Here is a 17,113-nt window from a genome sequence, read left to right as displayed (position 1 = left end):
AAAAATATCGGTCAATAGTGACCGAGTTATTTTTAGTAAGTAAAAGTCAAATATTAACTTACTCTATCAAACGGTAGTAATATCTTGTTCCTTAACTGCCAAAAGATCGTCAATTTTTTGATTGAACTCATCAGTAATCTTTTGAATTTCGTCCTGTAAGTCTCGCGACTCGTCCTCCGAAATATCGCTATTTTTTTCTTCCTTACGAACGCTGTCAATCGCATCCCGACGAATATTGCGGATTGCTACTTTTCCTTCCTCGGCTAGCTTACCTGCCATTTTTACTAATTGTTGGCGACGTTCGCTGGTCAGAGGAGGGATATTCAAACGAATTAATTCTCCATCGTTGTTAGGAGTCAATCCAATATCGGACATGGCAATTGCCTTTTCAATCTGAGCCGCACTTCCCTTATCAAAAGGTTGAATGGTAATAGTGCTGGCATCGGGCACGTTAATATTTGCCAGAGACCTTAAAGGCGTATCTACGCCATAATACTCCACCATGATGCGGTCTAACAGAGACGCATTAGCTCTACCAGTGCGAATTGTATTAAAAGACCTTTGAGTCGCCTCAATTGTCTTTTGCATATTTTGTCTTACTTCAGCTAACTTCACAGCTTCCTCCTACAGTAGTTCCAACAGGTTCGCCTTTAGCAGCACGGACAATGTTACCACGCACTGAAAGATCGAAGACCAAGATAGGAATGTTGTTTTCCTTGCATAGGGCGATCGCCGTACTATCCATAACTCTAAGTTCGTGAGTCAAAACATGACTGTATGTCAGGCTTTGATAGCGACGAGCGCTAGAATTAGTTTTGGGATCGCAATCATAAATGCCATCAACTTTAGTGGCTTTGAAAATAATGTCGGCATCGATTTCAGCGGCTCTGAGAGCGGCGGTAGTATCAGTGGTAAAAAAGGGATTTCCCGAACCCGCTCCAAAAATCACCACTCGACCTTTTTCTAGGTGTCGAATGGCACGACGACGAATGTATGGTTCGGCTACTTCTTGCATGGCGATCGCGGTTTGCAGACGACTGGGGATACCAATTTGCTCTAAAGCATCTTGTAAGGTCATTGCATTCATAACTGTAGCAATCATACCAATATAGTCAGCCGTTGCTCGATCCATACCTGCCGCAGAAGCTTTCATCCCACGAAAGATATTACCGCCTCCTACGACAATCGCTATCTCAATGCCGCTCTTTACTACATTAGCTATTTCTTGAGCAATTTCTGCAACTACTGTCGGATCGATGCCGTAGCCTAAATTACCCATCAAGGCTTCGCCGCTTAGTTTTAATAAAACCCGTTGGTAACTCATTCCTAGAAAAATAATCCTCGACTCGATCTTGCTTGTTATTTATCTCCCCATAAGATAACAGCTTTCTGACGTTTCAGAATAGATAGCGACCAAAGACAAACCGTTGTTTTATAGTCTACCGCCAGACAATCGGAGAGCCAACCGGCTCGGTACTTGCTGAAGCAATCCCCTCTCCCGAATATAAAGCATTAATGCTATCTCGTAGATAGTTATGGGTAACTTCCTCTGCTAAGCTAATACTACCTGCATAACGAATCCGAGTTTTATCGTCTAGCAAAAAGACACTAGGTAGGACTTCTGCTCCGAAGGACTTAGCTACATCTTGAGTGGTATCGCGGAGATAAGGAAAAGTCAGTTCGTGCCGCCGAGCAAAATCTGCCATTGTGTCTAAAATTTCGACTATAGGCTCTCGGCGATAATTAGGATCGATACCAACTAAAGTGAAACTACGAGCTGCAAACTCAGACTGAATTTGCTTGAGATGGTCGATATAAGTTTCAACTTGCGGATCTAAATCGCTCATAAAAACTACAGCAATCGCATTAAACTGTTGTAAGTTGTAAATAGCCGCCCAAATGATGAACTTGTTTATCTGTTCCTGGTATTTCAAAATCTGGGGCATAACTACCGACGAGGTCTAGACTAGTTTTCATAAATCCTGTTTCCTAAAAACAAAAATAAGATTTTTATTGACTATTTAAAATTGCTTTTTAGCAATTGGCAAACATACAAAGGTAATTACTGAGAGTCGAATCCTTAGTTTGCTTCACTTTTTCGACTTCAGAGCACAACGCGGTCGCGCCGACTTGCTAATTGTTGCTCGAGCGCCGGCAAATCAGACAATTAATCCCCGAATCAGTTCGTACTAGTTTAACTTCATAGTTCGAGAATACCCACCTCGGGCTTGAGACTAGAAGTGAGTCAAAAAGAAGCAAGAAAATAGCTATCTTCCTACTTTACCCGCTGCTAGTGCAGGAAATTTAACCAGGTAAAAAGGAGGTCGAGCAGTATTTTTGCCGTTATTCAGCGGTGGTGAGTTCTGTAGTTGACTGACCGTAACGTAGATATAATTGTCGTCACTAAAAGCCATACCATCAGTCCAGTTAAGTATTTTTTCGTCTTGATAGAGAAGGCGATACTCGCCGCTAGCATCGAGAACTCCGATCGCATGATTGGTAATAGAAGTAATATAAACATTTCCCGCACCGTCGATCGTGATTCCATCGCAAATGGGTTTATCGCCGTAGCGTTGAACTTTACTGGCTAAGGCTGCGGGAGTTAGAGATTTATCCACTAAGTCGGCAGTAGCGATCCGATATAGGGATGTTCCGCTCATAGGTCCATAGTAAACCCATTGGTTATCAGGATCGATTGTAATGGGATTTACACCAATCTTGGTTGGTTCGCCTCTCCTGGTAATTAGGCGATCGTCAATTACCAAGGGAATGTCTTCAGGACGAGTCGATTTGTCTCCCTCCAATACCTGACGAGCAAAGCCCGTATTGAGATCGACGACAATTAACGCTGAATTATCACCGCCAGCGGTATCGGTAATGTAAATTGCATTGTGTTCGAGATCGACCGCCAGATCGTTTAAAAAGGAATTATCGGCAATAATTGGTTGTGGTAAATAAATAACTCGATGTAACTTTTTGTTTACCGAATCCCAAGCTACCAGCTTTCCCGGTTGTCCTTTTCCTGGACTGCGATCGAGCATCCAAACTACTCCATTTTTATCGGAGCGCAAGCCTAAAACTGTATGTAAACCTACTCCCGCTGAATTGGGTTGACTACTCCATTCTCGATTGGGGAAAGGCTGTACCGAGCCATCGGGCATTACTTCTACTACTCTTAAAGGAGCGCCGAAAAACTGATGCTGACTCATAATTAATCTTGTTTCGGGAGTAACGGCAATATTACCGGGAGGATGTTCGGCAGAAAACTCTGCTACTATTTCTAAGCCTTGGTTAGCTTCTGGGGATTGTCCTAAAATAGCGCGATGAAAAATTGAAACTAGCAGGATGAGAATCGTGGCGGTCGATAGTAAATAAATGGTGAGCTTAGTTAAGTTAAATTTAACTCGGTTATGGTTCATTACCTTTAATAGTTAGAGCGATAATTGCCTCTTGTAAATTAGATACCAGAAAACACACTATTTTAAATATCTAAATATCGTCGGACATTTTTGAGTTAAGAATTACTCTGTACGCTAACGCACTTCTCGATATTGATTTCTCGACTAAGCTAAAGATAGCAAGCGTTTTGAAGAAATCGATAAATTTCCTTGATTCGAGGACAGATATAGTTTTTGACTACACGATTTAATCGCTAGAATATCTGTAAAACTAAATATTCTTATATGAACGATAAACCACAACAGAGTAAAGAAGATTTCTTATATCCTCGAAGCAGCTATCGTGGCAAATTCTCTCCTGGAAATTTAGCTTTTAACGCCAATCTTCAGGAATTTGCCCAAAAAACAGGCTATATATGTAATTTAGAAACTAACGGTAAAATTTCCACTGAAGATGCTTACCAACGCATCAAAAAGCTGTGGCATAAATTAACAAGTTCGAAGAAAGAATTACTTGACCTTGACTTCGGCGATTCTGAGACAGAAAGTTGAAAATTTTATTGGTTTGAAGTTACTGGTAATAAGTAGGACTCTAATAATTACCTAAGAGCACCCAGGAGAATTGAGATTAAGATAAAGGGGTCGGCTTCTATAGAACCCATTTGAGATCTATCTAAGCAGCAGCTAATCTTTTGAGCATCAGTCTGACAAAACAAAGGTTAATCTTGGTGGTGGCATTCTCCAGAGTTCGTTCAAAATTTTTGACTAAACTTTTGCACCTTTCCATCCAAGAATTGGTTCTTTCTATGACCCATCTGGCTTTGACTGGTACAAATCCTCTTTTTCCTTCCTTTTTCTTCTGTGCTTTCGACGGTTTGGGTGAGAGTTTGAATTTGAGCTTGGTCATGATTTGAGGATAAATTTTGGTTAACTCTTGGATTAATTTTTCTGGGTGGTATCCAGGGTCCAGTAAGATAGTTACCTTGGGAACATTGACAGGCTTCGATTGAAAGTAATCAATGTTGTCTGACAACATTTCAATTAAACCCAGAGCGTCTGATACTGAAGCTTTGGTACAGTGAGTGAAGAAGGGAAACCCTCAAGTATCTACCGCTAAATGCCTCTTAATTGCGTTCGTAGATTTGTAAAAACAAAACCCTTTAGACTTTACACTGACATTACAAGTATTTTTTACTGCTTGTGAATCGATTATGATTAAGGTTGTCCATCTGGTTTTTTTTTATTTGTTGACGGACTTGGCTATGTAATACATCCTTGATTTTTTCAATTACTCCTTGTCTTCGCCACTGTTTGTAATGCCAAAATACTGTAGAGTAAGGTGGTAAATCTTGCGGCAAATCACACCAGTTACAACCGTTTTTAAGTTGATACAAAATCCCGTTCAAGATTTCTCTTTTGGTCCATGTTGGAGGCTTGGTTCTCTTTTTCTTTGGTAACAAGGGTTCAATAATTTTCCCCTCTTTGTCTGTCAAGTCGCTTGAATACGGCATTTTGATTGATATCCTTTTTTATCAAGATACCAAATGGCTTCTATAAGAAGTGTAAGCTGAGGTAATGATAAAAACTATGACTCAATTCTTTGTTTAATTAATAATGTTAAAAAGAGTTCTTCAGAAATTTAAGCCAACGGTGAGTAATTAGAGGCTAACTTAGATCTAGCCCCCAGAAAAATCTTGCAGCATTCCCGACTCGGCATCTAGCTTGGCAATCCAGCCATCGACTGCTCCCGCATTAAGCTCGCCCAACGAACTTTCCGTCCATCCGGTGAGGTAAAGATTGCCAGCATCATCGGAACTAAGACTGCCAGCATAATCAAATTCAGGTGTACCAAATTGTTGAATCCACAGTTGGTTACCGTCGCTATCGTATTTAGCTACCCAAGGATCGTAAAAACCAGCATTGGCTTCCCCCAAATCGTTCTCAGTGTATCCGGTTATGAAAATATCATCATTTGAATCTACTTCTATGGCTTTCAAGAAGGTACCAGTGCCATCATCTCCGCTAGTGCCAAACTGTCTAATCCATTGTTGCTCGCCATTGCTGTCATATTTAGCCAGCCAAGGATCGTAAGAGCCAGCATTAGCTCCTCCCAAATCTCCTAAAGACCAACCTGTCGTATAAATATTATCCTGACTATCAATGTCCATCCCCCAGGGAAATTCATAGTCCTCACTACCAAACTGTTCCCTCTTGATTGGGTTACCGTCGCTGTCGAGCTGAGCCAACCAAACATCATAAAGTTCGGCATTTTCTCTCCCGAAATCACCTAAAGTCCAAGTCCATCCCGTAGCATAAACACGACCGTTACTATCAACTTCAACACCGTAAGCTTCAGTTAAACCATTAATTTCGAGCTCCCGAAACCATACTTGGTTGCCATCGCTGTCGTATTTGGTTACCCAGGGATCGAGTGTTTGTCCTAATATTGCTCCTTCGTCCTCTGAATCCGCTCGACCAGAGTGTCCTGATAAATAAATATTGCCCTCACCGTCGAGCTCAATGCTGTAGGAGAGATCGACCAATTCATCACCAAACTGTTGAATCCATTGTCGCTCGCCGTTGCTATTATATTTGGCCAGCCAGACATCAAAAGATCCAGCATTAGCTTCTGCTAAATCGCCATTAGTCAAGCCTACCAAATATAAATTTCCTTCCGAGTCGCTGACGAGATCGGTGGCACTGTCATAACTGGAAGTGCCAAACTCTTGAATCCATAATTGGTTACCATCGCTGTCGTATTTAGCTAGCCAAATATTTCCCTGAGTCGCTCCGGTTAAATAGACGTTTCCTGTAGAATCTGTTGTCAAACTACTAAAGCCGTCAATCCCCTTAGTTCCCAATTGCTCGATTTTCTGTATTGTTGGACCCTCTGGTGGAGAATCACCTTGGAATTGGAAGTAGTTATCTTCGAGATTTAAATCTGAAACTAAAGGCAAAAAAGCAATGAGATCGGGCGTAGGAAATTGCCGCCATAAGAGTGCCGTTCCTACTGGTGTTGTTACTAATTGATAGTCTTCGGCAGTGCCGTGGAGCTGAATAGTATCCTGAATGGAATTAAAGTCAGCAATAACAGCAAATTGGTTTAAACCAAAAAGCGATGGTGAGTTGCTCACATAGTAAGGCTGTTGCCAATCGCCGAGAATCAAACGATTTTGCCAATCCCGTGGTGGGATATCTGTCATTTCTGGAAATAAGGTGGCATCAACCAGATCGCCAAGCAGAAGATCGATTTGTAGTGGATTATTAGCACCAGGGTCAAAACTGAAAATCGTATCGTTGCCATCGCGACCCCAATAGACGGCATTTTCTTGTACGGGAAAGATATAATCGCTGCCTGGGGAACCAGGAAACAAAAAAGGACCAATTCCCAAGGAATTACCAAAGGGACCAAATGTAAAATTGTTCATCGGGCAGATATTTTATATTGAACGTCTAGTGTGAATTAAAGTGAGCCTTGCTAAATCAAGAGTTGGACAATTTGTGTGAAAAAAACTATTTTGATTATTTCAACGAAACTCCTAGCTCTCAAAAACTAATTCACACCAAGCGCAAGTTATGTAAAGGTAAAGTAGAAAGTCTGGAAGCGGAAGCGCATCGAGGGCACTAATCAGTTCCGAATTTGGATGAGCAGGACTTTCTACAAAAAGTGAGTCCTTACCTTGTTCAAGTAAAGATTTTTCCGTTGCTGGCAAATTTGATGTGAGTGAGTTAATTTTTTCCATAACAAATTTATTTAAACCAAGGTTTAAATTAGTTCTAAAAAATAAGTTTATTTTACTTACTAGATGTATACTAGGGCTTTTATCGCTCAAAACTAATCTGTTTAAATATAATTCAGTAGATAGTAATTAATTTATTAAAGATAAAAAATCAACATTTGTCTGTGGAAAAAATCAACAATGTTGATTTTTTTAGGCTTGTTTAGATTTGTTTGTCAAGCATATTTTTTGCAGGGTAATCGCATTTATCCCTCTCATAAGAAACTCAACTTTTTAAGTTCATATGAACCAATAATCTGGCGAGTTTCTTTGATTCATTATTGGCGATCGCCAATGAAACGCTTCTGTCACTCTCCGAAAATAGGGTGAGCGAAAAAAGGTGTGGGAGGGGAGGAAGTTATTAGCGTATGAGCTACGATAACAAACTCCGAATTAAACTGAAAATCAGTCACTAATTCGAATCATTAGACCACCGTAAAGAGAAGGAATTGAAAGACAAACAGTTGCTTAACCGTTTACGCTTGGCGACAACACGAGTCAAAGATGTGGAGCGAGAGCGGCTCTGGGCGCTCGCGACGGCTCATGCTGAAGGTTTATCAATCAGAACAATAGCTAAAGCCACTGGCTTAAGTTCAAGCCGTATCCATCAACTGTTACACACTGATCAAGCCCATCAAATTCCTGACTGGCTGAATAATCTGCCAAATTCAAAGATCGAGATGAATGCACAATCAGATGGTGAGGGTAAGCTGTCGCTCAAACAGCTACAGCAACAGTTGGCTGATGAAGGAGAAGTCATACGTTGGTGTATCGATTGGCTGGAGCAATTAGCTCGTGGGGAAAAAGTGGTAGTTAATCTAGGTGCCGAATCAGACCCCAGAACAGCATATGTAGGTGTCGAGCGCTCGTGGGTACTGCGAGTGCTGAAGAGGGTTGCTGGCAATCTCGATCGATTATCAGGGACTTCTTACCCCACTGAGGAGAGTGAAGTAGAACCGAATCCAATCATGAGGGGTGTTAAACGTCGGAATCGTCTTGGGGAACCAGAGCCAGAATTATCATCTCTTAGTCAGCGCGAACAACGAGCTATTCTGAGGGAAAAGATGGGTTTACCACCAATCTAAAGTAGTCGAGTAACAAAGAATTGTAGCGATCGCTGTATCAAGAAAACTCTAGCCTAAATGGTAGGGGGAATTTTAACGAGATTTCAATGGTTTGATGGAGCTAATTCTCAGAGGGTTTAACTGGTACACAAAATTAAATTCCCAAAGAATCTCTGTAAAACAGATGCAGTAAAGTTTTGCCTTGTTTTGTCCACTAAATTGGACAGCTTAGCGTTATTCTTGGTTCGCTTGCTACGCAAACGCCAAATTCAAACTCTCACCCAAACCGTCGAAAGCACAGAAGAAAAAGGAAGGAAAAAGAGGATTTGTACCAGTCAAAGCCAGATGGGTCATAGAAAGAACCAATTCTTGGATGGAAAGGTGCAAAAGTTTAGTCAAAAATTTTGAACGAACTCTGGAGGTACTGTTGCAAAAACTTAAGACAAACTTGTAGTATTTAACAAACGTAAATAACTACTAGACCAGATGAACTCAAAGCAACCATTTAAGTGGAAACATTTTCAAGGAGAAATAATTTTACTTTGTGTGAGGTGGTATCTCCGCTATGGTTTGAGTTATCGTGATTTAGCAGAAATCATGCAAGAGCGAGGACTATCTGTAGACCACACCACGATTTACCGATGGGTGATGATTTATGCACCACAAATAGAAAGAAGAGCCAGAAAGCATCTCATCTCAACTAATGACTCTTGGCGAGTAGATCAAACTTATCTCAAGGTCAAAGGAAAATGGAAATATCTATATAGAGCAGTTGACAGCAATGGTATTACCATAGAGTTTATGTTTAGTGCCAGGAGAGATAAACAAGCTGCTAAAAGATTCTTGAAGAAAGCCCTGAAATCGAGACATAATAAGCAGCCAAGAGTTATTAACGTAGACCAAAATCCTGCTTATCCCGCAGCAGTTGAAGAACTTCAAACGGAAGAAATTATCTCTAGTGAGTGTGAATTGAGACAGAACAAATATCTTAATAATATCATCGAGCAAGACCATAGATTTCCGAAAAAGCAGGCTAAGTATAAATTATACTTTCAACATTTCCACTCAGCATGGCGGACATTAAAAGGGTATGAAATCATGAATGTGATTCGCAAAGGGCAAATAAAAAATATCGCTAAAGGTGACATCTTGGGACAAAGAAATTTTGTCTATTCTCTGTTTGGGATCGCTGTCTAAAAAATTAGTTAATCACAGGTATATTCTCTCTGTTCGGATTTTTTGCAACAGAACCATCTGAACGGTGGAGTAATTTAATGCCTTTGATGACTTGGCAATTATGGTTAGCTAAGGATTTGGTTAAAGAGCATCATCTTCGGTGGCAATCTCCTCTAAAAAATTTGACCCCTGGAAGAGTTGCACAGTCACTATTTTCACTTTTAGTTGAGATTGGTACATCTACTACTTTGACCAAACTCCGTGGAAAGTCCCCTGGTTGGAAACAAGGCAAAAAAAGAAGGGAAAGAAAGACCTATCCCATAGCGAAGAAGAGCTATTCTGGCAGTAAAAAATCTCAAAAGAAAGCAGTTTAATCTTAGTTTTTGAGTATTTGTTTCCGATTTCAGCTATTTGCAACTGGCTGAATTATTTTTTGATGTTTTTTTTTAGTCTAAACTACAGTTAATTAAGGAATAACTAAAACAGGACAAGGTGCAAGATTAATTACCCGACTAGTCACACTATCGGAGGCGGATTCTTCTACTAAACCCAAACCCCGACATCCCATTACAATTAAATCGGCATTGATTTCATCAGCCACATCACAAATAACAAATGGCGGCTTACCTTCTTTTTCGAGAGTTTCGGAATCAATTCCCTGTTTGCCCAAAAAGTCTTTAGCGTAGGCAAGTAATTTAGCAACTTGTTCGGAAGAACTCATGACACCTTCTGCTGTGGTTTCTACTACCGATAGGATGACTAATTTACTGTTGTGGATTTTAACTAAATCTGCCACAACCTCAACAGCTTTTCTGGCTTCTCTGGTAACATCGATGGCAAATACAATATTTTTAAACATAAGACAATATTTTCTCCAGCTTGAATCTCACAACTCCCAAATTAATCAAATTGCCGAAATCTACCACTTTTTTTACCATAAGCTCTTGATGCTGCTTTTTCCTTCAAGCAAACCACAGACGGCGACTGCCGTTGATTGGACGAACGTACAATAGTGTAGTTCGAGCTGATTAGGAGCATGGTTTTCGGTCTTAATAACTAAGAGCGTGGTAAAAGATTATCTCAGCAGTACCTCTTCAGGTCAGGATATGTCTATCTAATCATATCAAAGTTACAGCACTGAAATTACCACCAAATTTAAAGAATAATCAGTCTATATTCCGTCGATCGAAAATGAGGTTAAGTAACTAAATTATTAGGAGGATTCTTACCTGCAAAGACGGCATCTAAATTATCCAATAGTAAAAAACCCATCTGAGTGCGAGTTTCTACCGTAGCACTACCAAGATGGGGCAGCAAAAATACATTGGGTAAACTTCGATAAGTAGGATTGAGATGGGGTTCTCCTTCAAATACATCCAGTCCTGCTGCATTGATTTTACCCGATCGCAGAGCTGCAATTAGATCTTCATCTACGATTAAACTACCACGAGCTGCATTAATGACGATCGCGCCATCGGGCAATAATTTGATGCGTCGAGCATTGAGGAAGTGTTTGGTTTCGGGGGTAGCGGGACAGTGAAAAGAAAAAAATTCACTCACCCCAAGCAGCTCTTCTGGGTCGTCGTGAAAAATTGCTCCCGCTTCTGGTTCTGTACTAAGCTGATGGCGGTTACAGTAGTGAACTTCCATCTTAAAAGCTTTCGCTCTTTGCGCAACTGCTCTGCCAATTCGACCCATACCCAAAATACCCAGACGTTTACCGGTAACCTCGATGCCTAGAAGTTCGGTAGGACGAGGATCTGTCCATTTTCCTTGACCTATTAGCTGTTCTCCTTCATGAGCACGACGAGCGGCACCGAGAAGTAATAACCAAGTCAAATTCGCTGTGGCATCGGTTAAAACACCTGGAGTATTAATAACCGAAATATTACGTTTTTTTGCTGTTTCTAAGTCGATATGGTCGTAACCTACGGAAAAAGTAGCGATTACTCTTATTCTTTCTGGTAACTGAGCGATTATTTCACCATTAAGCCGATATTGTCCTGTAATGATTAAAGCGTCTGCCTCTTGACTACTTAACAGCAATTCTTCCGTAGTCAGAGGATGGTCGTCTCGATTGAGTAAAGGCAGATAATCCCTAGTTAGACGTTCTTCTACAGCTTGGGGTAATTTGCGCGTCACTAATACTGTCGCTCGAGTCATAGCTACCTATATGGAGCAGTTGTTGGTTATTGGTATTTTTAGCATACTGAGCCGCTTTTTACAGAAGAGTTTTGTTTATTTAAAAACGGGGCTGATGTTGTCGATTAAAGACTACAAGTAATTTACCTGCAGACTTTCTACTACTTCTTTTTAACAATCGACTTCTACTGAAAATGCAAGGGCAATATTTCCAGATAATTTCTATTTATGAAACTGAAAGTTCCTCTGTTAGAAGTGAAGAATGGCGATTGAGTTTTTGTTTATAGAATTTTTCATGAAAAGGCTGATAGCATTCGCAGGCAGTTCTTTTTAACTTTTCTCGATTCACAATAGTAATTCTGCTACGACGATAACTAATGATTCCTGCTTGTTGAAAAGTTCGTGCAGTTATCGTTATCCCGGGTCGCCGAACTCCTAGCATATTACTAATAAACTCCTGAGTTAGATATATTTGATTGGATTGAGTTAAGTCACTAACCATCAGAAGCCAACAAGCAAGACGCTTTTCAATCGTATGATGTCTGTTACAAATAGCTAATTGTGCTACCCGATCGAGTCTAGTTTTAGTATAGCGAAGCAACATTTTTTGTAACTCTCCTCCTCGCTCGAACTCACGCTTAATAATCCGAGCAGAAATCTTGACGGCACTCCCTGCTGTTTGAACCACAGCACGATAATTACTACGCTCGCTACCTAATAAAACTGGAAGTCCAATTAATCCCATGCGACCAATCAAACTAATTTCACTAGTCGCCCCATTTTCTAGGGTGTAAATCGAAGAAATTAATGCAGTATTGGGAAAATAAATATATTCAATTGTTTCTGAAGCTTCGTAAAGAACCTTGTCCAGAGGAAGTTGGACGATATTCAAACAAGGTTCTAACCTTTTGTATTCAATTGGGGGCAAAGATTTCAATAGATGGTTAGTAGAATGTACGTAGACTGGCATCATAGTAAAAGCGCTTGTATTACGATTGCCATTAATAAATTGATTAACGGTATCAACTAAAAAAACAAAATTTAAAATTTTATTTAGCTAAATACTTTGCTAATAAATTATGAATGGTTTTATCTTGTTTAAATCTTGTTTAAATTCGTTATTTATTTCTGTACGCTTACATACATTTAATAGTTATTTAATAATTAAATACATCTTCAGATATATGATAAATCAAGATTTAATCGTTTTTATTAAACTGATTTAAGCCTAAGAGTTACCCAGATTATTTAAGAGTTACCCAGATTATTATTTTTTTAGTAACAACTCCGATTGCACTAAATTACAATTTTTGGTTTTATAAAATACATTTTTCATTTAATTTTATAGATTAAATTTTAATAAGTATTGACTATAAGCTATCCGTGAAGAAATGTAACTTTTTCTCTAGGTTTGGTGGGGTAGGGGATGCAAAAACCAGTATAAATCGTCGAGTCAATATTACTTTTTAGAAGTTCTCTAACAAAACTTAGTTGGTTGTTCCTTATTTTACTAAACTTTGAATCTCAGACTCTTGTAAAACGATCGTGGTTTCCGTACCTACCCTTCCAAATTCCGGCTCCGAACCCATAATCATTTCAACTGTATAAATCCATTTATTTGCTTCTAGTTGGCGATTGATAATTTTGCCGGTACCTCCAATAAAGCTAACTGTTTGATGGGGATAAAACTTGGGCTGAGTGAAACAATTAATATTCATACAATTATTCTGGCTTGAGAAACAGCCAACTAACAAAGAAAAACGAAACGGTACTTAGTTGAATTAAATCGATAGCAGATAAATAGCCGTCAGCTAAAGATGCAATACTGCGATCGCTAATACCAAATAACCAGGAACTAGTTCCTAAAATCCAAATACCTTGTTTTAAAGTTCGAGGAAAATTTTCAATGTTTTTGCGTTGATTCATCGGCTCAATTATGATTTTGTCTTAGATTTCTGAGAAACGTATTGCACGATTGCAATTATGCCGCTCGCTCTCATGATGCTAGAACTATAGATCGGTCGAACGATCGATCTAGTCCATACCCAGAGCGAAATCGCAAATTAAACAATAGCTCGATTAACTGCTAAAATTTTCCATTACTCGTTTGGTAGATCTATAAGCGCGATCGCTAGAAATTAGAGTCCAACCACAATTGCCCAATTTTTGATAAGTAGCCCAACCTTCCGAACCGCGAGGAACTCGATAATCTGGCACTGAATATTAAGGATATGACGTATATGGTCGCCATGAATGATGTAAATTTTCTCTTAAATGCAAAATCATTCTAGTTGAGTTTTCGCTAGGAAATAGCCAGCACATTTGCTTTTTTAAGGTAAACTCTCCCGTTTTAATTCTTTGCAATTTATGTTATTTAACAAATATTGATAATAACTCTATCGAAAGAAATAGCTAACTCTAAAACTTTTAATAGTTTTTGCCAAATAAACCACTAAAAAGTCTATATTTGTTAATTTTACTACCAAGATCCAATAGCAATTTATTTTTTGGTTGTTTTTTATACACGGAGATTGTCAATTCTTTTTATTTATAATTTTAAATATATAGATAAACTAACTATATATTTAGAGCGACTAAAGTTAGCTTGCATAATCGTAAGCAATCTAGATTAAAAAACTCAAAATAAGAGCGAAATAGTTCTTTATTCGCTCGATTTAATATTTTTACTCCAGTTCCTCAATTAGAAAATTAAGTCTGGCGATCGAATGATCGCAGCGATAGTTGTAAGTTTCTACTTTCAGATAGATTAGATCTCTGTCAGCTTTTTCTTAAGATTAAGCATGAATAATTGTAATTGCAGTTACATTGAGAAAATTCAGATTAGAAAATTATGACTTCCTCAGTACCTCTTCACGGTTCCGAATTAATTGATTGTGCAAAAGCCAATTCCGAGAAAGAAGTTGGTGTTGTTTCAGAAAGATGTGGCTATGGCGGAGACATTGCTGCTTTCGAGCGCGAACTAAAGAAACCTTGTAATTCAATTGGCGTGGAAATAGAGCGCTTTGAAGATTTAAAAGAAGGTCGACTAGAAAATCAACCAGAGTCAGGAATTGAGATCGCTCCTCGAAATTCTTCGACTCAGCTTTGAGTTTGAATGTGTCGATCGTGAATTATTCGCTGATTTTGAGATTTTCTTGTTTGACTGGTAAATAAAACTAATAAAAAAAGAGCATTATAATCTCAGGCATCACCGAGTCGATTCGATCTGGCAAGCAATAACTGGTGTAAGGGTAGATGCTAAGTATTATCAGCAAACTCTAGCTTGGTATACCCATTTTTTTTCCAATCTAGTATAGATTACAGAACAGTGCGGCATATTCGCTTTATTAGTCTTGGTTTCTTAAGTTTCGTTGTTGTTTGCTCAAACAATTTTTGTTTATCTCATCCTTCTGCAGAAGGTTATAGGTTGGGGCAGAATCTCTCCGATCGCAAATTTAATACTTCTGTACCAATCGAGGTGGTTACTTTCAATGCTGGAGAAAAAAACTTCCAAGTACCTGTGCTTTCTTTACCAGCAGATAAGTCAACCAAATTCTTTGCCAAGAATAGCCCGAACCTCTTATTAAGCCAAGCAAAAAATAGCGATTCCAATAAACTTAAATTTTTAGAAGGTATCCCCTTATTTTATTTAGGAACGATTGGCAGCTTACTAGCTGGTTTAACCACGGGGATAGGTGGGTTCCCGGTTTTGTTTGTCTCGGAGGTTTCTAAAAGAATTCAAGGCATTTTGTTAGGTTTTGGAGCGGGAGTAATGTTGGCAGCAACATCATTTTCTTTACTTATTCCCAGTATTGAGGCAGCAGCATCCGGTGGGGGAAGTTCGATAGATGCAGCTAATATTGTCGTAGCAGGTACTTTACTGGGTGGAGTATTTTTGTGGGTTACCCATCGTTATTTTCCCTACCAACGGTATATCAAACAGCCTCAAGGAAGCGATTTTGAAAATTTAAAAGGAATTTGGTTATTCGTTATGGCGATCGCCATTCATAATTTTCCCGAAGGTTTGGCTGTAGGAGTCGGGTTTGGCGGAGGAAATCTCGGCAATGGTCTAGCTCTAGCTATCGGCATTGGCTTGCAAAATCTTCCGGAAGGTCTAGCAGTAGCCCTGGCACTAATTACCGAAAACTACTCAAAATGGAGAGCGTTTTGGATAGCACTGTTGACAGGGTTGTTAGAACCTGTAGGAGGATTATTGGGTGCGGGCGTTATTTCCCTAGGAGAAATACTTTTGCCCTGGGGGATGTCATTTGCCGCAGGTGCAATGCTGTTTGTTATCTGCGATCGCATCATTCCCAGAGCGCAAAATTTGGGTCGTGGTAAAGAAGTGACTGCTAGTCTGATGGTAGGCTTTGTAGTAATGATGTATTTAGATGTGACTTTAGGATGAATACCTCACGTTTAATACTAAATCCAAAAATAACCAGGAGTAGTATAAACTAGGCTCTATTAGTTGAGTGTTAATTGAAAAGCACGATGAGCTACGGATTGGGCAAAGCGATCGTAAAAATTAGTTTTAGCATCATGTTTCTAACTGTCTTTAATAGTGGATCTGAAAACAGATCGCTTGATGCTTTGACTTTTACCAAGAACGCAGGTGAGCTACAGCTAGAATTAGCCACCAAAAAAAATTTAGAAAAGCTTCTCGACTCTAATGAGCGATTAGAGTTAGTTGCAGAAAATTTTGAATTTACCGAAGGTCCTGTATGGCATCCAGACGGCTTTCTGTTATTCAGTGATGTTCGAGCCAATACTATTTATCAATGGCAGCCGAAGCAAACAGCCCAAGTATTTCGTCATCCTTCTGGCAAAGCCAACGGTAATATACTAGATCGCCAGGGGCGTTTGGTTACTGCCGAACATGAAAATCGCCGTGTGTCCCGCACGGAAAAAGATGGAACGGTTATTACCTTAGCCAGTCACTATCAAGAAAAGCAACTCAACAGTCCTAACGACTTAGCAGTTAGATCTGATGGTAGTATTTACTTTAGCGATCCTCCCTATGGAGTCAAATCCGAGCAAGAAGAATTGGGGTTTTATGGAGTATATCGTATTGCACGAGATGGTAAATTAACCCTGTTAGTGGATGATTTCGTTCGTCCCAATGGGATTGTCTTTTCTCCCGACGAAACTAAACTATATATCAACGATTCTCAACGGCGTCACATTCGCGTTTTTGAGGTTGAGCCAGACGGTACCCTAGGCAATGGCAGAGTTTTTGCTAAATTAGAGTCTTCTGGCGAACGAGGAGCACCAGACGGCATGGAAGTAGACGTAGAGGGCAATCTTTATAGCACGGGACCCGGGGGAGTCTGGATCTTTGCACCTTCAGGTGAGCTACTGGGCAAAATTCCAGTTCCCGAAGCAGCAACTAATTTGGCATGGGGAGATAGCGATCGCCAAACGCTTTATATTACAGCTAACACTAGTGTCTATCGTATTCGTCTCAACATTGCTGGAAGATAATTCAATAACTTAAAGCTATTTTTAGTTGTCTAGAACATAACTAATAACCTTCAAATTTTGACTGAAGATA

Annotated in this window: 19 protein-coding genes and 3 pseudogenes; 8 read left to right on the top strand and 14 right to left on the bottom strand. The window is 39.5% G+C overall.

All coding sequences use genetic code 11. The features are described from left to right. Nucleotides 1–66: 66 nt before the first annotated feature. The 4 genes from frr to ACLFKQ_RS01030 all read right to left on the bottom strand — a co-directional run bounded on the left by frr (nucleotide 67) and on the right by ACLFKQ_RS01030 (nucleotide 3,419). Complete coding sequence (frr, locus tag ACLFKQ_RS01045; RefSeq protein WP_448998077.1) at nucleotides 67–615, bottom strand: ribosome recycling factor; 549 nt, start codon at nucleotides 613–615, stop codon at nucleotides 67–69. After that, nucleotides 602–1,324, bottom strand: a complete 723-nt coding sequence (gene pyrH / locus ACLFKQ_RS01040; protein ID WP_448998076.1) for a UMP kinase — start codon at nucleotides 1,322–1,324, stop codon at nucleotides 602–604. The genes frr and pyrH overlap by 14 nt, the downstream gene beginning before the upstream one ends. A gap of 115 nt (nucleotides 1,325–1,439) precedes the next feature. Then, nucleotides 1,440–1,847 carry a redoxin domain-containing protein gene (locus ACLFKQ_RS01035; protein WP_448998075.1) on the bottom strand — a complete coding sequence of 136 codons (408 nt, stop codon included), beginning with the start codon at nucleotides 1,845–1,847 and terminating at the stop codon, nucleotides 1,440–1,442. 420 nt (nucleotides 1,848–2,267) lie between these two features. Continuing rightward, complete coding sequence (locus ACLFKQ_RS01030) at nucleotides 2,268–3,419, bottom strand: L-dopachrome tautomerase-related protein (RefSeq protein ID WP_448998074.1); 1,152 nt, start codon at nucleotides 3,417–3,419, stop codon at nucleotides 2,268–2,270. A 264-nt stretch (nucleotides 3,420–3,683) separates the two neighbouring features. Between ACLFKQ_RS01030 and ACLFKQ_RS01025 the strand changes: the two genes are divergently transcribed. Continuing rightward, nucleotides 3,684–3,950: a DUF7219 family protein gene (locus ACLFKQ_RS01025; protein WP_448998073.1), complete on the top strand. Its 267-nt coding sequence runs from the start codon at nucleotides 3,684–3,686 to the stop codon at nucleotides 3,948–3,950. A 121-nt stretch (nucleotides 3,951–4,071) separates the two neighbouring features. On the opposite strand, the pseudogene ACLFKQ_RS01020 reads toward ACLFKQ_RS01025, so the two are convergent. From ACLFKQ_RS01020 to ACLFKQ_RS01005, 4 genes and pseudogenes are all read right to left on the bottom strand, one after another. After that, nucleotides 4,072–4,611 (bottom strand): annotated as a pseudogene (locus ACLFKQ_RS01020) (transposase). After that, complete coding sequence (locus ACLFKQ_RS01015; RefSeq protein WP_448998072.1) at nucleotides 4,577–4,909, bottom strand: transposase; 333 nt, start codon at nucleotides 4,907–4,909, stop codon at nucleotides 4,577–4,579. Before ACLFKQ_RS01015 ends, ACLFKQ_RS01020 begins: the two are co-directional and overlap by 35 nt. A 165-nt stretch (nucleotides 4,910–5,074) precedes the next feature. Then, nucleotides 5,075–6,826, bottom strand: a complete 1,752-nt coding sequence (locus tag ACLFKQ_RS01010) for an SBBP repeat-containing protein (protein ID WP_448998071.1) — start codon at nucleotides 6,824–6,826, stop codon at nucleotides 5,075–5,077. A gap of 111 nt (nucleotides 6,827–6,937) precedes the next feature. Beyond that, on the bottom strand, nucleotides 6,938–7,231 hold the full coding sequence (locus ACLFKQ_RS01005; protein WP_448998070.1) for a hypothetical protein: 294 nt from the start codon (nucleotides 7,229–7,231) through the stop codon (nucleotides 6,938–6,940). A gap of 395 nt (nucleotides 7,232–7,626) precedes the next feature. Between ACLFKQ_RS01005 and ACLFKQ_RS01000 the strand changes: the two genes are divergently transcribed. The 4 genes and pseudogenes from ACLFKQ_RS01000 to ACLFKQ_RS00985 form a co-directional block, all read left to right on the top strand. Then, nucleotides 7,627–8,262 (top strand): hypothetical protein, encoded by a 636-nt coding sequence (locus ACLFKQ_RS01000; RefSeq protein WP_448998069.1) that lies wholly within the window; start codon nucleotides 7,627–7,629, stop codon nucleotides 8,260–8,262. Between the two features lie 244 nt (nucleotides 8,263–8,506). Then, nucleotides 8,507–8,695: pseudogene (locus tag ACLFKQ_RS00995) on the top strand (hypothetical protein); the annotation flags it as partial. 32 nt (nucleotides 8,696–8,727) lie between these two features. Beyond that, nucleotides 8,728–9,438, top strand: coding sequence for an IS6 family transposase (locus tag ACLFKQ_RS00990; protein ID WP_448997902.1), 711 nt, complete (start codon nucleotides 8,728–8,730; stop codon nucleotides 9,436–9,438). Between the two features lie 59 nt (nucleotides 9,439–9,497). Next, nucleotides 9,498–9,791, top strand: a pseudogene (locus ACLFKQ_RS00985) (NF041680 family putative transposase); the annotation flags it as partial. 92 nt (nucleotides 9,792–9,883) lie between these two features. On the opposite strand, the gene ACLFKQ_RS00980 reads toward ACLFKQ_RS00985, so the two are convergent. The 6 genes from ACLFKQ_RS00980 to ACLFKQ_RS00955 all read right to left on the bottom strand — a co-directional run bounded on the left by ACLFKQ_RS00980 (nucleotide 9,884) and on the right by ACLFKQ_RS00955 (nucleotide 13,776). Further along, a complete protein-coding gene (locus ACLFKQ_RS00980; RefSeq protein WP_448998068.1) occupies nucleotides 9,884–10,276 on the bottom strand; it encodes a universal stress protein in 393 nt (130 codons plus the stop codon). 338 nt (nucleotides 10,277–10,614) lie between these two features. Next, nucleotides 10,615–11,580 carry a 2-hydroxyacid dehydrogenase gene (locus ACLFKQ_RS00975; protein ID WP_448998067.1) on the bottom strand — a complete coding sequence of 322 codons (966 nt, stop codon included), beginning with the start codon at nucleotides 11,578–11,580 and terminating at the stop codon, nucleotides 10,615–10,617. Between the two features lie 205 nt (nucleotides 11,581–11,785). Continuing rightward, on the bottom strand, nucleotides 11,786–12,532 hold the full coding sequence (locus ACLFKQ_RS00970) for a Crp/Fnr family transcriptional regulator (protein ID WP_448998066.1): 747 nt from the start codon (nucleotides 12,530–12,532) through the stop codon (nucleotides 11,786–11,788). 529 nt (nucleotides 12,533–13,061) lie between these two features. Beyond that, nucleotides 13,062–13,277 carry a hypothetical protein gene (locus ACLFKQ_RS00965; protein WP_448998065.1) on the bottom strand — a complete coding sequence of 72 codons (216 nt, stop codon included), beginning with the start codon at nucleotides 13,275–13,277 and terminating at the stop codon, nucleotides 13,062–13,064. A 4-nt stretch (nucleotides 13,278–13,281) separates the two neighbouring features. Next, nucleotides 13,282–13,485 carry a hypothetical protein gene (locus ACLFKQ_RS00960; RefSeq protein WP_448998064.1) on the bottom strand — a complete coding sequence of 68 codons (204 nt, stop codon included), beginning with the start codon at nucleotides 13,483–13,485 and terminating at the stop codon, nucleotides 13,282–13,284. Between the two features lie 153 nt (nucleotides 13,486–13,638). Further along, nucleotides 13,639–13,776 (bottom strand): hypothetical protein, encoded by a 138-nt coding sequence (locus ACLFKQ_RS00955; protein ID WP_448998063.1) that lies wholly within the window; start codon nucleotides 13,774–13,776, stop codon nucleotides 13,639–13,641. Nucleotides 13,777–14,410: 634 nt separating this feature from the next. On the opposite strand from ACLFKQ_RS00955, the gene ACLFKQ_RS00950 reads away from it, so the two are divergent. The 3 genes from ACLFKQ_RS00950 (at nucleotide 14,411) to ACLFKQ_RS00940 (ending at nucleotide 17,043) form a co-directional block, all read left to right on the top strand. After that, entirely contained in the window at nucleotides 14,411–14,668 is a 258-nt protein-coding gene (locus ACLFKQ_RS00950) for a hypothetical protein (protein WP_448998062.1), read from the top strand. A 525-nt stretch (nucleotides 14,669–15,193) separates the two neighbouring features. Next, nucleotides 15,194–15,967: a ZIP family metal transporter gene (locus tag ACLFKQ_RS00945; protein ID WP_448999427.1), complete on the top strand. Its 774-nt coding sequence runs from the start codon at nucleotides 15,194–15,196 to the stop codon at nucleotides 15,965–15,967. Nucleotides 15,968–16,053: 86 nt separating this feature from the next. Then, entirely contained in the window at nucleotides 16,054–17,043 is a 990-nt protein-coding gene (locus tag ACLFKQ_RS00940; RefSeq protein WP_448998061.1) for an SMP-30/gluconolactonase/LRE family protein, read from the top strand. Nucleotides 17,044–17,113 lie beyond the last annotated feature (70 nt).

The organism is Myxosarcina sp. GI1(2024), assembly GCF_053543375.1.
Note: the sequence above shows the minus strand (reverse complement) of the source record. Positions and strands in the feature narration are given on the sequence as shown.

What these genes read in the sequence shown, in the direction of transcription:
- ACLFKQ_RS00950 (WP_448998062.1), top strand. Translation starts at nt 14,411, where the DNA reads ATGACTTCCTCAGTACCTCTTCACGGTTCCGAATTAATTGATTGTGCA.
- ACLFKQ_RS00975 (WP_448998067.1), bottom strand. Translation starts at nt 11,580, where the DNA reads ATGACTCGAGCGACAGTATTAGTGACGCGCAAATTACCCCAAGCTGTA.
- ACLFKQ_RS00965 (WP_448998065.1), bottom strand. Translation starts at nt 13,277, where the DNA reads ATGAATATTAATTGTTTCACTCAGCCCAAGTTTTATCCCCATCAAACA.
- pyrH (WP_448998076.1), bottom strand. Translation starts at nt 1,324, where the DNA reads ATGAGTTACCAACGGGTTTTATTAAAACTAAGCGGCGAAGCCTTGATG.
- ACLFKQ_RS01010 (WP_448998071.1), bottom strand. Translation starts at nt 6,826, where the DNA reads ATGAACAATTTTACATTTGGTCCCTTTGGTAATTCCTTGGGAATTGGT.
- ACLFKQ_RS00980 (WP_448998068.1), bottom strand. Translation starts at nt 10,276, where the DNA reads ATGTTTAAAAATATTGTATTTGCCATCGATGTTACCAGAGAAGCCAGA.
- ACLFKQ_RS00970 (WP_448998066.1), bottom strand. Translation starts at nt 12,532, where the DNA reads ATGATGCCAGTCTACGTACATTCTACTAACCATCTATTGAAATCTTTG.
- ACLFKQ_RS00990 (WP_448997902.1), top strand. Translation starts at nt 8,728, where the DNA reads ATGAACTCAAAGCAACCATTTAAGTGGAAACATTTTCAAGGAGAAATA.
- ACLFKQ_RS01035 (WP_448998075.1), bottom strand. Translation starts at nt 1,847, where the DNA reads ATGAGCGATTTAGATCCGCAAGTTGAAACTTATATCGACCATCTCAAG.
- ACLFKQ_RS00940 (WP_448998061.1), top strand. Translation starts at nt 16,054, where the DNA reads ATGAGCTACGGATTGGGCAAAGCGATCGTAAAAATTAGTTTTAGCATC.
- ACLFKQ_RS00960 (WP_448998064.1), bottom strand. Translation starts at nt 13,485, where the DNA reads ATGAATCAACGCAAAAACATTGAAAATTTTCCTCGAACTTTAAAACAA.
- ACLFKQ_RS01015 (WP_448998072.1), bottom strand. Translation starts at nt 4,909, where the DNA reads ATGCCGTATTCAAGCGACTTGACAGACAAAGAGGGGAAAATTATTGAA.
- ACLFKQ_RS01025 (WP_448998073.1), top strand. Translation starts at nt 3,684, where the DNA reads ATGAACGATAAACCACAACAGAGTAAAGAAGATTTCTTATATCCTCGA.
- ACLFKQ_RS01030 (WP_448998074.1), bottom strand. Translation starts at nt 3,419, where the DNA reads ATGAACCATAACCGAGTTAAATTTAACTTAACTAAGCTCACCATTTAT.